Here is a 12,399-nt window from a genome sequence, read left to right on the forward strand (position 1 = left end):
GAAACATGAGAATTAAAAACAAAATAATAATCAGCATACCTGTAATAATTTTAATCATATCAATCACATTTTTAATTATTAACTCGTTAAGCAAGAAAGAAATAATAATTACTGGAATCGTAGAAACAACCGAGATAGACGTTTCTTCTAAAATTCCAGGAAGAATAGATACAATACTTGTCAAAGAAGGTGATATTGTTAGAAAAGGAGATATACTTGCCAAGCTTGAAAGCAAAGAACTTGATGCAAAATTAGAACAGGCAAAAGGAGCAATGGAAGCTGCTAAATCAAAAATGATATTGATTAAAAAGGGAGTTCGAAAAGAAGAAAAGGAAGCTGCAGAAAAATTATACCTTCAAGCAAAATCACAATATGAATATGCATTAAAAACTTGGGAACGTTTTAAGAAGCTTTATCAAGATGGTGTTATTTCTTCTCAAGAAATGGACGAAATAGATTTTAAATACAAAGCAGCATTAAACCAGATGGAAGCCGCAAAAGCAAAATATGACATGGCTCTAAATGGTGCTCGTCAGGAAGAAATTGATGCTGCTGAATCACTTTTTCATCAAGCTGAAAATGCCTATAAAGAAGCTTTGGCTTACTATGATGAATTAAAAATAAAAGCCCCTGTAAGCGGAGAAGTTTATAAAATAATTAGCGACGAGGGTGAAATTATTAACAGCGGTTATCCAATTTTTACTCTCCTAAAAAAAGATGATTCATATGTTGTAATTCAACTACGCGAAGATACAATGAAAAATATCAAACTCAACAAGATTGTTAAGGGAAAAATTCCTTCTCTCGGCAATAAAGAATATGAATTCAAGATTACTTACATCTCACCGATGGCTGATTTTGCAACATGGAAACCTACAAATCAAAAAGGGGAATTCGATTTAAAAACTTTTGAAATACATTTAAGAAGCATTAATCCAATCAAAGAATTACGCCCGGGAATGACAGTAAATATTTCTTTATGAATATGAATAATTCACTGAAAAAAATAATAAAGCGCGAACTTAAAAGAATTGCTGAAAGAAAAACTCTTTATCTTTTATCCATCTTTATACCTGCATTCATGTTTTCACTTTATGCTGTTATCTATCAAAAAGAACTTGTAACTGAATTACCAGTTGCAATTTATGACGAGGATAATTCACAGCTAACACAAAAGATTATTGAAATGATTGAAGCATCACCATCTATGAGAATTGTTAAATACGAAAATTCAATTAATGAAATTAAGGAAGATTTTTTTACAGGCAAGATACAAGGAGCTTTTTATTTTCCTTATCATTTAGAAAAAGATGTTAAGAAAGGAAAATCCGGAACCGTAGTGGTTTACAAAAACACTTCCAATTTGATTTCAGGTAACTTAATATTAAAAGACGGTTCTACTATAATCAAAACTTTATCAGCTGGAATATTATTAAAGAAAATTCAATCGAAAGGAAATACTTACGAAAAATCACTAAACATTATAAATCCTATTCGTATTGAAACAAATACTTTGTTTAATCCCAATTTTGGTTATAAAACTTATCTCGTCCCAGGATTAATTGGTTTTACTTTTCAACTCATAATAATGATTGTTTCTGTTCTAATATTTTCATCAGAGTTTTCGCACAACACTTTCCATGAACTGCTTGAGTTATCGAATAACAAAATTAGTTTAATTATACTGGGAAAATTTATTCCTCATTTTTTCATTCACTTTTCTAATGCTCTATTAATCATCGGTATCATATTTCCACTATTCAAGATTAACATAAATGGTTCTATAATAAATTTAATTTTTCTGCTTGCAGTTTTTATTTTTAGCAGCTTAACAATAGCTTTTGCAGTTTCAAGTTTAGTTCATGACCAGCAGTTTGCAACAGAAATAATTGTATTTTACAATACACCTGCTTTTATATTCAGCGGGTTTACTTATCCTTTATGGGCAATGCCTTTCATTCATTCTTTTATTGCACAATTAATGCCTTTTACACATTTCCTTAATGGATTTCTAAAAATAGCTATGATGAATGCACAGATAATTTCAATAAAAAATGAAATCTTAATTCTAAACTTATTTGCATTAATTGGTTTATTAATCACTTACCTTTCGTTAAAATTCAGTTTAAGAAAACATCAAAACAATTATCAGAGTATTAAGTAATGATTAAATCAATCAAAGAAATTTTTCTGAGAGAAATTAGATTTATAATACACGACAAAAATTTGATATCAATATTATTAATTGCTCCAATTTTCTATGCATTTTTTTACAGTTCAATCTACATGAATAAAACAGAAAATGATGTGTCAATTATAATTGTAGATAATGATAACTCGACTCTATCAAAAAAAATAAATCGTCTTATTGATGCTCACCAATTGCTCTCTGTTTATAAAACTTCACATGATTTTTCAGAAGCAAAAGCAGATTTGCTCAATAGTAGAGCACAAGCTATTTTATTTATACCTTCAAACTTCGAAGCTGAATTAAAAAAAGGAAAAGGTGGTTACATAAAATTATTAATCAATACAACAAAATTTTTAGTATCTAATGATATCAACAAAGCTGTCAACGAAGTAATTGGCGAATTAAATTATGAGATACGATTACAATATTTCTTAACAAATGGTTATAGTGTTGAACAATCAAAAAATCTAATCGAACCATTAAAAACTGTAATTAGTCCATTATTTAATTTCACAGAAAGTTATGGTGATTTTTTAATACCAGGAGTTTTACTTCTCATCCTGCATCAAACACTTCTAATAGGTTTATCTGAAAGCATTGCAAAAGAAAGAGAAAATAGTTCACTTATGGATTTGTATTCTTTATCCAATAAATCAATTTTTTCATTAATAATTGGGAAAGGATTTTTTTATGGAATGATTTATTCTTCATATGCTCTTTTTTTCTTCAGTATTGTTTTCTCAGTATTTAAGATAAACATTTATGGCGGTGCAATTGCACTTTTGCTGAGCACTTTATTAATGATTACCTCGGTTATATTCCTAAGCATTTTCATTTCTTCCTTTTTTGAAAGAAAAATAATTGCAATTCAATATCTGACATTATCTTCATACCCAATATTTCTAATTTCAGGCTACAGCTTTCCTTTAGATTCAATGCCAATGATTATCAAAATAATTTCATGGTTAATTCCATTTACTCCTTACTCACGGGCTGCAATTAGAATTACACAAATGGGAGCTTCTTGTCATCATGTAATCTTGGAATTAATCCATTTAATGCTTTTATCAATATTATACTTCTCAGCAGCATATTTTAGAATTAATTATTTGTTAAAACAAAAATGAGGTGGATATGAAAAACAAACTATTATTTTCATGCTTGATAATTTTATTCTTTTCTGAATTACTGCTTGCACAAAATAAATTATCCGTTGGTCTTGTAACAAGTCGTTTTGATAACATCGGTAGTGATAATAAACTTACAGAAGTTAAAACTCCATTTGGATATGGTGTTATCTTGGGTTACTCACTCAATAAAGAAATTACAATTGCCTTAACCGAAGAATATTTTAAAGATGATTTAGAAAATAAATTTGGAGAAGAAACAGATTACCGTTCACATATTTCTGTTTATTTCAGCCCTTTCAAAACGAATTTAATTAAGCCTTATTTTTCAGCTGGTTTAGTATACACTTATAGAAAAATAAATTATTCCAATTCAGGAATAGAAGAATCAAAAAATATTTTTAATGGCAGATTTGGTATTGGTCTCGATTATAATTTATTGCAAAATATTTATTTGAACGTTGATGCTGGATTATATAATGATGGTTTAACTATTGTAGGCTGGAGTTCAAGCATTGGGATTCGGGTCAATCCTAATATATTTTAGCTTCAGCTTATTCACACAACCCCTCCTCAGCAGCGGAGAATTGCTCCGCTGCTGTTGTTTTCAACCATTGCTTTTTTCATCAATCTGCTGCGTATCATTTTTTGAATCCGGAAGTCTTCCACTCTTTCGTAAAATTTCTTTCAGAAGATACTCAATTTGTGCATTAATGCTTCTTAAATCATCAGCAGCCCACTTTTCAAGTGCATTGTAAATATTTTCGTCTATCCTTAAAAGAAATTTTTTCTTTTCTGCCATATTATCTACTTCTTCTTTTTAACATAACATAAAACAACAATGCTACTATCCAAGGATGTTTATCAACAGTTTCAGATTTCTTTATAATTTCAATTTTTGCTCGAGGATAAAAAATATTATTCTTCAATTTAATTAATGTTTGATTGTATTGATCCCGAACTTCATAATTAACTCCAAATAAATTATACTTAACATACAATTGTTCACCCATCGGCAAAAATATTGTTCCGCTTAATGATAGAATTGTACTTTTATAAGTTGCAAACGGAAGTTCATAATTGATATACCTTATGCATGTTTCTATTGACCATATAGATGTTTTATAAAATTCCACATCTTCTTTTGAAAGACCACTGACAATAGCTTTTTTTGTAAATGCATTTTGAATTTTCATTTGACATAGTATTTCATTTTCAAAAGTTAATTCATAAGTCATCCCAATTAGATGCTTTTTTGTAAAAATTAATTCTTTTCCTATGTAATCCGAAATTTTCTTGTCCATGATAGAAATTTAATTTTATTGATAAAGTGTTCCAGTATTAATTACTGGTTGAGCTTGAACTTCGGAGACAAGAGCAACCATTAGATTATTAACCATTGTAGCTTTTTTATCTTCATCGAGTTGCACAATATTTTGTTGACTTAAAGCTTTTAATGCCATATCAACCATTCCAACTGCACCTTCCACAATTTTTTGGCGGGCTGCTACAACAGCTTGAGCTTGTTGTCTTCTTAACATTGCTTGAGCAATTTCTGGTGCATAAGCCAAGTAACTTATTCTTGATTCAATAACTTCAACACCAGCTATATCAAGTCGTGATTGAACTTCCTTTTTCAGTTCTTCTGCAATTTCCTGTGGATTGCCTCTCAAAGAAAAACTTTCTTCTTCAGAAGCATCGTATGCATATTTTGTGGCAAGAGTTCTTATAGCAGTTTCACTCTGTATAGCAACAAACTGCTCGTAATTTTGAACATCAAATACTGCACGAGCTGTATCAATTACTCGCCATACTATAACAGCTGCAATTTCAATTGGATTTCCATGCAAATCATTTACTTTTATTTTTTCACTGTTAAAATTATGAATGCGCAATGAAACACTTTTCTTTACCACTAATGGATTAACCCACCAAAAACCTGTTTCTCTTACAGTTCCAAGATATTTACCAAAAAGAATAATAACACGAGAATCATTTGGTTGAACGGCAATAAATCCATTGAAAGATATGATGATAAAAACAAATAATAAAATTGAAATAAAAATTAAAGCACCAGATACAGGTTTAATACTATAAACAAAAATTTTGTAATCCAGAATTAGTAAAGCTAAAATAATTAAGAGCATTAAAAAGCCATTAATCTTATGAGCTTTTTTTTCATGTATTGCTTCCATTTTATGAACCTCCTTAATTAAGCTATCACAATGATATCACTTTAATATCAATTTGTCAAGAGGATTTTTTATTTGATGATGATTAAAATATAATTCATTATTTTTTCGATGTATTTAATAAGGTAATTAAAAAATGATAAAATTCATTATTCCTTGCTCATTTATTATTTTTATTTTTTTCTCATGTGAAGAAAATCTTAAAGAGAAAGGAAGTCAAGATTATATTGCCGAGATTAAAGCATGGCATAAAAGAAGAATTGAAAATCTAAAGAAAGAGAATGGCTGGCTAAATCTGGTTGGACTTTATTGGCTGAAAGAAGGCGAAAACAAATTTGGAAGTGATAAAAGTAACGACATCATTTTCCCTAAAAATGCACCTGCATTTATTGGAAAATTTTTTCTAAAAGATTCCACTGTTAAACTTGAAGTCAACGATGGAATTGATGTAACAAGCAACGGGAAAAAAATAAAATCCATTGAACTTAAAAATGATATGCAGGGAAAACCAACTATTCTTGAATATAATTCTTTAAGATGGTTTATAATAAAAAGAGGGAATAAATTTGGAATTCGTCTGCGCGATTTAGAAAGTGAGCTTGTGAAAAACTTCAAAGGCATAGAAACATTTCCTGTTAATGAAGATTGGAAAATCGAAGCAAAGTTTGAGCCTTACAATCCACCTAAAAAAATACTTGTTCCAAATGTTCTTGGAATGATAGAAGAAGAAAATTCTCCCGGGGCATTAATATTTTATAAAGATGGCAAAGAATTCAGAATAGATGTTTTAGATGAAGGCAATTCTTACTTTTTAATTTTTGCAGATGAAACAAGTGGAAAAGAAACATACGGCGCAGGAAGATTCCTTTATGTCAATAAACCCGACTCATCGGGTAAAATTTTCATTGATTTTAATAAAGCATATAATCCTCCATGTGCATTTACAAAATATGCAACATGTCCATTGCCGCCAAAACAAAATTATCTGAAATTAAGGATTACAGCAGGAGAAAAAAAATACGGTAACCATTAATTGCAATGTCGACAAACAAAAAAAATAAAAAAGAAAAGACATTAACTAAGTCTAATAAAGAATTTTTAAGCATAACATCTCATCAGCTTCGAACACCTTTATCAACCATTTTAAGCTCTGTTGATTTATTAGAGTTATACATAAAGAAAAAAAATACTACAAGACAGCTGCAGGTATTAAATAAAATTAAAAATTCGATTCTTTATTTAAGAAATGTAATTGATAACATTACTGAGCTCTACAAAAACGAAACTCTTAAACCAACCATCAAAAAAATTGACTTAAGAAAATTTGTAAATGATTTAATTGAAGAAATAATTATTGAAGCAAGGGAAGATCATCTTATTAATGTTCACATTGATGATTCATTAAAAGAGTTCTGTGGTGATGAATTTATTTTAAAACAAATCTTAGTGAATTTATTCCTGAATTCTATTAAATTTTCACCTGAAGGTGGGCAAATTTTATTAAGTGTTAAGAAATCGGGCAGCTATTTAAATTTTTCTGTAAGAGATGAGGGCATTGGAATTGATGAAAAAGAAATCAAAAACTTATTTAAGCCATTTTACCGAGCTAAGAATGTTCAAAATATTCCTGGCTTGGGGCTTGGTCTTGCAATAGTTCACAAACTGGTAAAATTGCATAAAGGAAAAATTAAAATTACCAGTTCACTTAATAAAGGAACTGAAGTAAATGTATTAATTCCATTAGAACTGTAATGAAAAAAGTACTTATCATAGAAGATAACCACGACCTTGCAGATAATATTTATTTGATGTTAAAAGAAAGAGGTTATAAACCCGTTGTTGCTTACAATGGGAACAATGCATTAAGACTTTTTCAACATGAAAAGCCCGACATAATTTTGTGTGATATAATGTTGTCTGATTTAAGTGGTTATAAAATTCTAAATGAAATAAAAAAAATAGATAATATTAAATTTCCTGTTTTCATTTTTCTAACGGCAAAATCTCAAAGAGATGAAATTAGAAAAGGAATGGAGCTTGGTGCTGATGATTACATTACAAAGCCATTTACTTATGAAGAACTTATCAAATCTATTAATGCTCAATTAAAGAAAAGAGAAAGAATAGGAACAACAAATACTAAAATTTTTCAAAAAGAAGATGATGAAAAAAAGAAACTTAGTTATAATGATTACATTTTCATGAATGATAAAAAGAACCCCGGATTTTATGCTATTAACAATATTATTGCTATTAAAAGCATCAAAGATTATACGCAGATAATTCTTTTAGGCAACAAAAAATTTCTCGTAAGAAAATCAATGTTATACTGGCAGGAAAAATTGCCGCAAAATAAATTTTTAAGAATACACAGACAGACAATAATTAATCTTGATTATGTTGTAAAAGTTGAAAAGATAAGCAGCAACAGACTTAATATTTTTCTAAAATATTTGAATGAGCCCATGCAGGTAAGTCAAAGATATTCACAAAAAATTAAATCTCTGCTCTCTTAAAATCACTTATCTCATTATTTTATCGCTCGTCTACAATTCTTTATATTGCTCAATCTTTAAAATTAAGTTTCGCATGCACCCTCTGTGAAAGTGGAATTGGAGTCATAAACCGCGGGTACAAAGACCCAACGGTTTCCAATTCCACTTGAATATAAAATCCCAGCCGACAACAAGTAAGAGAATTTAATTTGTTGTTTTCTATTAATAATTCTCTTCCGAGGGGCAACAACTTTAGGGCAATATAATGAAAGCAATAATATGCAAAAGAGCAAAAAAGAACTTTCGTTTGTAAATACAGAGGGAACCATTTATGATAAAAAACTTTTCCCACACAGACATGTTTCAAAAGAAAAACTATACAAAATTATAGCTGAATTCTCTGTTGATTGGATATACTGGCTTAATCCTCACAATAAAATTTCTTACATATCGCCATCCTGCAGATATATAACTGGTTATTCGCCAGAAGAATTTCTTGAAGAACAAAGTTTATTAATAAAAATTATTGCACCCGAATACCTTGAAAAATTTATTTCCCATACAAGAGAAGTAATTCGGGGAAAAATCTTTTGCACAGAAGAATTCAAAATAATTACTAAAGCTGGGGAAGAGCGCTGGATTTTACATGCATGCCAGGCAGTATACGACGACAACAATAAATATATCGGCAGATATATAAGCAACAGAGATATAACTGATATAAAATCAGCTTGCGAGAAAATTGAAGCAAACAAAAATTTAATTTTGGAAATATACAATGATGCTTTAATTGGAACTTATCAAGTTTTTCCTGATGGCAAAATAAAATTTGCAAACAGCATTTTAATCAAGATGCTTGGTTATAACAATCTTACTGAATTACAAAACATCAATTTTGATGAAGTAATAATAATAGACAAAGAAAAACGAAACTGGCTTAAAAGCATTCTAAATGTAAACAATATCATTAAAGACCTTGAGTTCGATTGGTTAAGAAAAGATGGAAAAGTAATTCATGTAAGAGAGCAAATAAAAGCTATTAAAGACAATCATGGCAATGTAATTTATTATGAAGGTATTGTTCAAAATATTACTGAAATGAAAAAAGCAGAGGAATCGCTTATTGAAACTGAAATCAAAAAGAAAAAGCTTGAGAAACTGAAAGCAGAATTCCTTGCAACAATTTCTCATGAAATAAGAACGCCGACCAATATAATTGTGAATTTATCTCAAATGTTAAAGAATGATTTAGATAAATCTAAGAATCAAGAATTAATTGAAAGTGCACACATTATTGAAAATGAGAGTTTAAGAATTCAACGGACAATCAATTTAATACTTGAAATTGCTCAACTTACCTCTGATGCTTATGAATACAAACCAGAGATTCTAAATTTATACAGCGATGTTCTTAAAGAGATGATTGAAAAATACAAACCGTTTGCACACAAAAAAGGGTTAGATTTTTTATTTACTGCGAACTGTGAGAATCCTTTAATTTTTGCCGATAAACATTCCTGTCAACAAATTTTTTCTCAGCTAATTGAAAATGCAATAAAATATACATCAGAAGGAAGAGTTGAAATTTTGCTTTACAAAAACTCAAAGGATGAACTTACAATTGATATTAAAGATACAGGAATTGGAATTGATGAAGAATTTATTCCTTACCTTTTTACAATATTCTCACAGGAAGATAATTCATACTCAAGAATGTTTGAAGGCACTGGTCTTGGTTTAGCAATAGTAAAAAAACATTGCGAGCTGAACAATGCAGAAATTAATGTAACAAGCAAAAAAGGTTTTGGCTCAACTTTCACTGTTACTTTTAAGAAAACAGCAATTTAATTTGCACTCAATCCTTTTTTAATTAATTCTTATAACAGGTATCAATTCATCTTCAAGTCTATCATTTTCATATAATACTTTTTCAAGAAATAATCCCGAAGGCGGGGCTGTATATTTTGCTGGTTTATCAGATTTGTTTTCCAAAAAAAATTTTAAATCTTCCTCTGTAAGTTTACCTCTTCCAATTTCAACAAGTACACCTATCATTCTTCTAACCTGTTTCCAGAGAAAATGAGAACCTGTAATTCTTATCAAAATTAAACTGTCTATTTCCTTCAATTGAACATTTTCGATTAATACTTTTGTAGATTTTTCTTCGTCATCCTTATCTGCAAATGATGAATAATCATGCATTCCAATAAAAAGCCTTGAAGCTTTTTCCATCTTTTTAATATCAAGTTTATCTTTAATCCACCATACAAATGGTTTACCAAAAGCTGTTCTTCTTCTTGATATTTGATAAATATAACTTCTTGATTTTGCATTATGCCGTGCATGAAATTTTGAACTGACTTTTTCTACTTCGAGAATATTTATATCTGCAGGAAGTTCGTCATTCATTTTCATTTTTATAATCTCGGGAGCCAACATGGTTTTTACATCAAGATGTGCAACTTGACATAAAGCATGGACTCCGGCATCAGTTCTGCCGGAGCCCTGAATATCAAGATTATTATCACCAAATACTTTTTGAGCAGCTTCGATTAGCTTTCCCTGAATGGTTCTTGCATTTTTTTGTTTTTGCCATCCACTGTAACGAGTTCCTTCGTATTCGATATAGAGTTTAAATCTTGCCATTATATATTCTTTTTCATTAATTCATAAAGTTCATTCTTATTTATCCATCATAAATGGATAACGATAATCTTTTGGAGGAACAAAATTTTCTTTAATTGTTCTTGCAGAAACCCATCTTAAAAGATTAAGATAACTTCCTGCTTTATCGTTTGTTCCGCTTGCACGTGCACCTCCAAAAGGTTGTTGACCAACAACTGCACCAGTTGGTTTATCGTTGATATAAAAATTACCTGCTGCGTTTGTTAATATTTTATCTGCCAGTTCAATTGCTTTTCTGTCCTGTGCAAAAATTGCTCCAGTTAATGAATAGGGGGATGTTTCATCACAAAGATGAAGTGTTTCTTCATATTTATCATCATCATATACAAAAATTGTAAGAACAGGTCCAAAAATTTCTTCTTCCATAGTTTTAAATTTGGGATTGGTGGTCAATATAATCGTTGGTTCAATAAAATATCCAACTGAATCATTATAATTTCCACCATAAATTATTTCTGCTTCGTTAGATTTTCTTGCATATTCAATATAACTTGTAATCGTAGCAAATGCATTTTTATCAATAACTGCATTCATAAAGTTTGTGAAGTCAAGCACATCTCCCATTTTAACTGTATTGAGTTCGCTTATCAAATAATCTTTTAATTTATTCCAGATTGATTTTGGAATATAAGCGCGCGAAGCAGCAGAGCATTTTTGTCCTTGATACTCAAATGCACCTCGAATTAAAGCAACTCCAAGAGCTTCAATATCTGCACTTGAATGAGCAAAGACAAAATCTTTACCACCTGTTTCTCCAACAATTCTTGGATAGGATTTATATTTAGATAAATTATTAGCTACAGTTCTCCACATTGATTGGAAAGTTGCAGTACTACCTGTAAAATGAATTCCACCAAAATGTTCTGAATTCATTACAATGTTTCCCAATTTCGAGCCGGAACCAGGAATAAAATTTATAACGCCTTCAGGCAAACCTGCAGCTTCAAGGAGTTTCATAATCCAGTATGCAGAATAAACTGAACTTGATGCAGGTTTAAGAAGAGCAACATTTCCCATTATTGCAGGTGATGTAGGAAGATTTCCGCAAATTGATGTAAAGTTGAAAGGAGCTACTGCAAAGATGAAACCTTCAAGTGGTCTATATTCCATCCGATTCCACATACCAACAGGAGAATGAAGAGGTTGTTCTTCATAAATTTTCATTGCATAGTAAGCATTGAATCTGAAGAAGTCTGATAATTCTGCAGCAGAATCAATTTCTGCTTGAAAAACATTTTTACTTTGACCAAGCATTGTTGCAGAATTTAAAATATATCTCCACTCAGTCAAGCTGATTAAATCAGCAGCTTTAAGAAAGACAGCAATTCTATCATGCCATTCCATTTTTGACCATATTTTATGGGCTTCCATAGCAGAATCAATTGCCATTTGAATTTCTTTTTCACCAGCTTTATGATACTTAGCAAGCACAGTTTTGTGGTCGTGTGGACAAACACAATTATCTGTGTCGCCCGTTCTAATTTCTTTACCGCCAATAATTAATGGAATTTCGATTGTTTGACGAACCATTGCATTGAGCTGGTTTTTCAATGCTGTTCGCTCCGATGTTCCCGGGGCGTAACTTTTTACTGGCTCGTTTGGCGGAAATGGTACATTAAATTTTGCATTCGCCATATTTTTTTCCTTTTTATTGTGAAAGGATTTTTGTTACTCCTAAATTATGAAAATTTATTCTCCTTTTATTGTAT

The 12,399-nt window shown here is 30.1% G+C and carries 13 protein-coding genes; 8 read left to right on the forward strand and 5 right to left on the reverse strand.

Annotated elements, in window-relative coordinates; translation table 11 throughout:
- The first annotated feature begins 5 nt into the window (after nucleotides 1-5).
- From AC27L2_RS10430 to AC27L2_RS10445, 4 genes are read left to right on the forward strand one after another with little or no spacing between them, the layout of a single operon-like run.
- Nucleotides 6-983 (forward strand): HlyD family secretion protein, encoded by a 978-nt coding sequence (locus tag AC27L2_RS10430; RefSeq protein WP_487211709.1) that lies wholly within the window; start codon nucleotides 6-8, stop codon nucleotides 981-983.
- Nucleotides 980-2,164 (forward strand): ABC transporter permease, encoded by a 1,185-nt coding sequence (locus tag AC27L2_RS10435; protein ID WP_487211710.1) that lies wholly within the window; start codon nucleotides 980-982, stop codon nucleotides 2,162-2,164. Before AC27L2_RS10430 ends, AC27L2_RS10435 begins: the two co-directional genes overlap by 4 nt.
- Complete coding sequence (locus AC27L2_RS10440; protein WP_487211711.1) at nucleotides 2,164-3,318, forward strand: ABC transporter permease; 1,155 nt, start codon at nucleotides 2,164-2,166, stop codon at nucleotides 3,316-3,318. The genes AC27L2_RS10435 and AC27L2_RS10440 overlap by 1 nt, the downstream gene beginning before the upstream one ends.
- A 7-nt stretch (nucleotides 3,319-3,325) precedes the next feature.
- A complete protein-coding gene (locus tag AC27L2_RS10445; RefSeq protein WP_487211712.1) occupies nucleotides 3,326-3,865 on the forward strand; it encodes an outer membrane beta-barrel protein in 540 nt (179 codons plus the stop codon).
- Between the two features lie 60 nt (nucleotides 3,866-3,925).
- Here AC27L2_RS10445 and AC27L2_RS10450 read toward each other — a convergent pair whose 3' ends face one another.
- Genes AC27L2_RS10450 through AC27L2_RS10460 form a run of 3 tightly spaced genes read right to left on the reverse strand, consistent with a single transcriptional unit; the run spans nucleotide 3,926 to nucleotide 5,513 of the window.
- A complete protein-coding gene (locus tag AC27L2_RS10450; RefSeq protein WP_487211713.1) occupies nucleotides 3,926-4,120 on the reverse strand; it encodes a type II toxin-antitoxin system antitoxin in 195 nt (64 codons plus the stop codon).
- 1 nt (nucleotide 4,121) lies between these two features.
- On the reverse strand, nucleotides 4,122-4,622 hold the full coding sequence (locus tag AC27L2_RS10455) for a hypothetical protein (RefSeq protein ID WP_487211714.1): 501 nt from the start codon (nucleotides 4,620-4,622) through the stop codon (nucleotides 4,122-4,124).
- Between the two features lie 15 nt (nucleotides 4,623-4,637).
- A complete protein-coding gene (locus tag AC27L2_RS10460; RefSeq protein WP_487211715.1) occupies nucleotides 4,638-5,513 on the reverse strand; it encodes an SPFH domain-containing protein in 876 nt (291 codons plus the stop codon).
- 133 nt (nucleotides 5,514-5,646) lie between these two features.
- On the opposite strand from AC27L2_RS10460, the gene AC27L2_RS10465 reads away from it, so the two are divergent.
- From AC27L2_RS10465 to AC27L2_RS10480, 4 genes are all read left to right on the forward strand, one after another.
- Nucleotides 5,647-6,543 (forward strand): DUF1684 domain-containing protein, encoded by an 897-nt coding sequence (locus AC27L2_RS10465; RefSeq protein ID WP_487211716.1) that lies wholly within the window; start codon nucleotides 5,647-5,649, stop codon nucleotides 6,541-6,543.
- Nucleotides 6,544-6,548: 5 nt separating this feature from the next.
- The gene (locus tag AC27L2_RS10470) at nucleotides 6,549-7,262 is read left to right on the forward strand and encodes a sensor histidine kinase (protein WP_487211717.1); all 714 of its coding nucleotides are present in this window, start codon (nucleotides 6,549-6,551) and stop codon (nucleotides 7,260-7,262) included.
- On the forward strand, nucleotides 7,262-8,026 hold the full coding sequence (locus tag AC27L2_RS10475) for a response regulator (RefSeq protein ID WP_487211718.1): 765 nt from the start codon (nucleotides 7,262-7,264) through the stop codon (nucleotides 8,024-8,026). Before AC27L2_RS10470 ends, AC27L2_RS10475 begins: the two co-directional genes overlap by 1 nt.
- Nucleotides 8,027-8,284: 258 nt before the next feature.
- A complete protein-coding gene (locus AC27L2_RS10480) occupies nucleotides 8,285-9,853 on the forward strand; it encodes a PAS domain-containing sensor histidine kinase (RefSeq protein ID WP_487211719.1) in 1,569 nt (522 codons plus the stop codon).
- Nucleotides 9,854-9,871: 18 nt separating this feature from the next.
- Here AC27L2_RS10480 and truA read toward each other — a convergent pair whose 3' ends face one another.
- Together truA and pruA are read right to left on the reverse strand one after the other, a co-directional pair.
- Nucleotides 9,872-10,651 (reverse strand): tRNA pseudouridine(38-40) synthase TruA, encoded by a 780-nt coding sequence (truA, locus tag AC27L2_RS10485; RefSeq protein ID WP_487211720.1) that lies wholly within the window; start codon nucleotides 10,649-10,651, stop codon nucleotides 9,872-9,874.
- 36 nt (nucleotides 10,652-10,687) lie between these two features.
- Nucleotides 10,688-12,325, reverse strand: coding sequence for an L-glutamate gamma-semialdehyde dehydrogenase (gene pruA, locus AC27L2_RS10490; RefSeq protein ID WP_487211721.1), 1,638 nt, complete (start codon nucleotides 12,323-12,325; stop codon nucleotides 10,688-10,690).
- Nucleotides 12,326-12,399 lie beyond the last annotated feature (74 nt).

The sequence above is a fragment of the Rosettibacter sp. KY25 genome, from assembly GCF_057554405.1.

Excerpts from the sequence above, each read along its gene's own strand:
- AC27L2_RS10430 (WP_487211709.1), top strand. The coding sequence starts at position 6 with ATGAGAATTAAAAACAAAATAATAATCAGCATACCTGTAATAATTTTA.
- AC27L2_RS10435 (WP_487211710.1), top strand. The coding sequence starts at position 980 with ATGAATATGAATAATTCACTGAAAAAAATAATAAAGCGCGAACTTAAA.
- AC27L2_RS10440 (WP_487211711.1), top strand. The coding sequence starts at position 2,164 with ATGATTAAATCAATCAAAGAAATTTTTCTGAGAGAAATTAGATTTATA.
- AC27L2_RS10445 (WP_487211712.1), top strand. The coding sequence starts at position 3,326 with ATGAAAAACAAACTATTATTTTCATGCTTGATAATTTTATTCTTTTCT.
- AC27L2_RS10450 (WP_487211713.1), bottom strand. The coding sequence starts at position 4,120 with ATGGCAGAAAAGAAAAAATTTCTTTTAAGGATAGACGAAAATATTTAC.
- AC27L2_RS10455 (WP_487211714.1), bottom strand. The coding sequence starts at position 4,622 with ATGGACAAGAAAATTTCGGATTACATAGGAAAAGAATTAATTTTTACA.
- AC27L2_RS10460 (WP_487211715.1), bottom strand. The coding sequence starts at position 5,513 with ATGGAAGCAATACATGAAAAAAAAGCTCATAAGATTAATGGCTTTTTA.
- AC27L2_RS10465 (WP_487211716.1), top strand. The coding sequence starts at position 5,647 with ATGATAAAATTCATTATTCCTTGCTCATTTATTATTTTTATTTTTTTC.
- AC27L2_RS10470 (WP_487211717.1), top strand. The coding sequence starts at position 6,549 with ATGTCGACAAACAAAAAAAATAAAAAAGAAAAGACATTAACTAAGTCT.
- AC27L2_RS10475 (WP_487211718.1), top strand. The coding sequence starts at position 7,262 with ATGAAAAAAGTACTTATCATAGAAGATAACCACGACCTTGCAGATAAT.
- AC27L2_RS10480 (WP_487211719.1), top strand. The coding sequence starts at position 8,285 with ATGCAAAAGAGCAAAAAAGAACTTTCGTTTGTAAATACAGAGGGAACC.
- truA (WP_487211720.1), bottom strand. The coding sequence starts at position 10,651 with ATGGCAAGATTTAAACTCTATATCGAATACGAAGGAACTCGTTACAGT.
- pruA (WP_487211721.1), bottom strand. The coding sequence starts at position 12,325 with ATGGCGAATGCAAAATTTAATGTACCATTTCCGCCAAACGAGCCAGTA.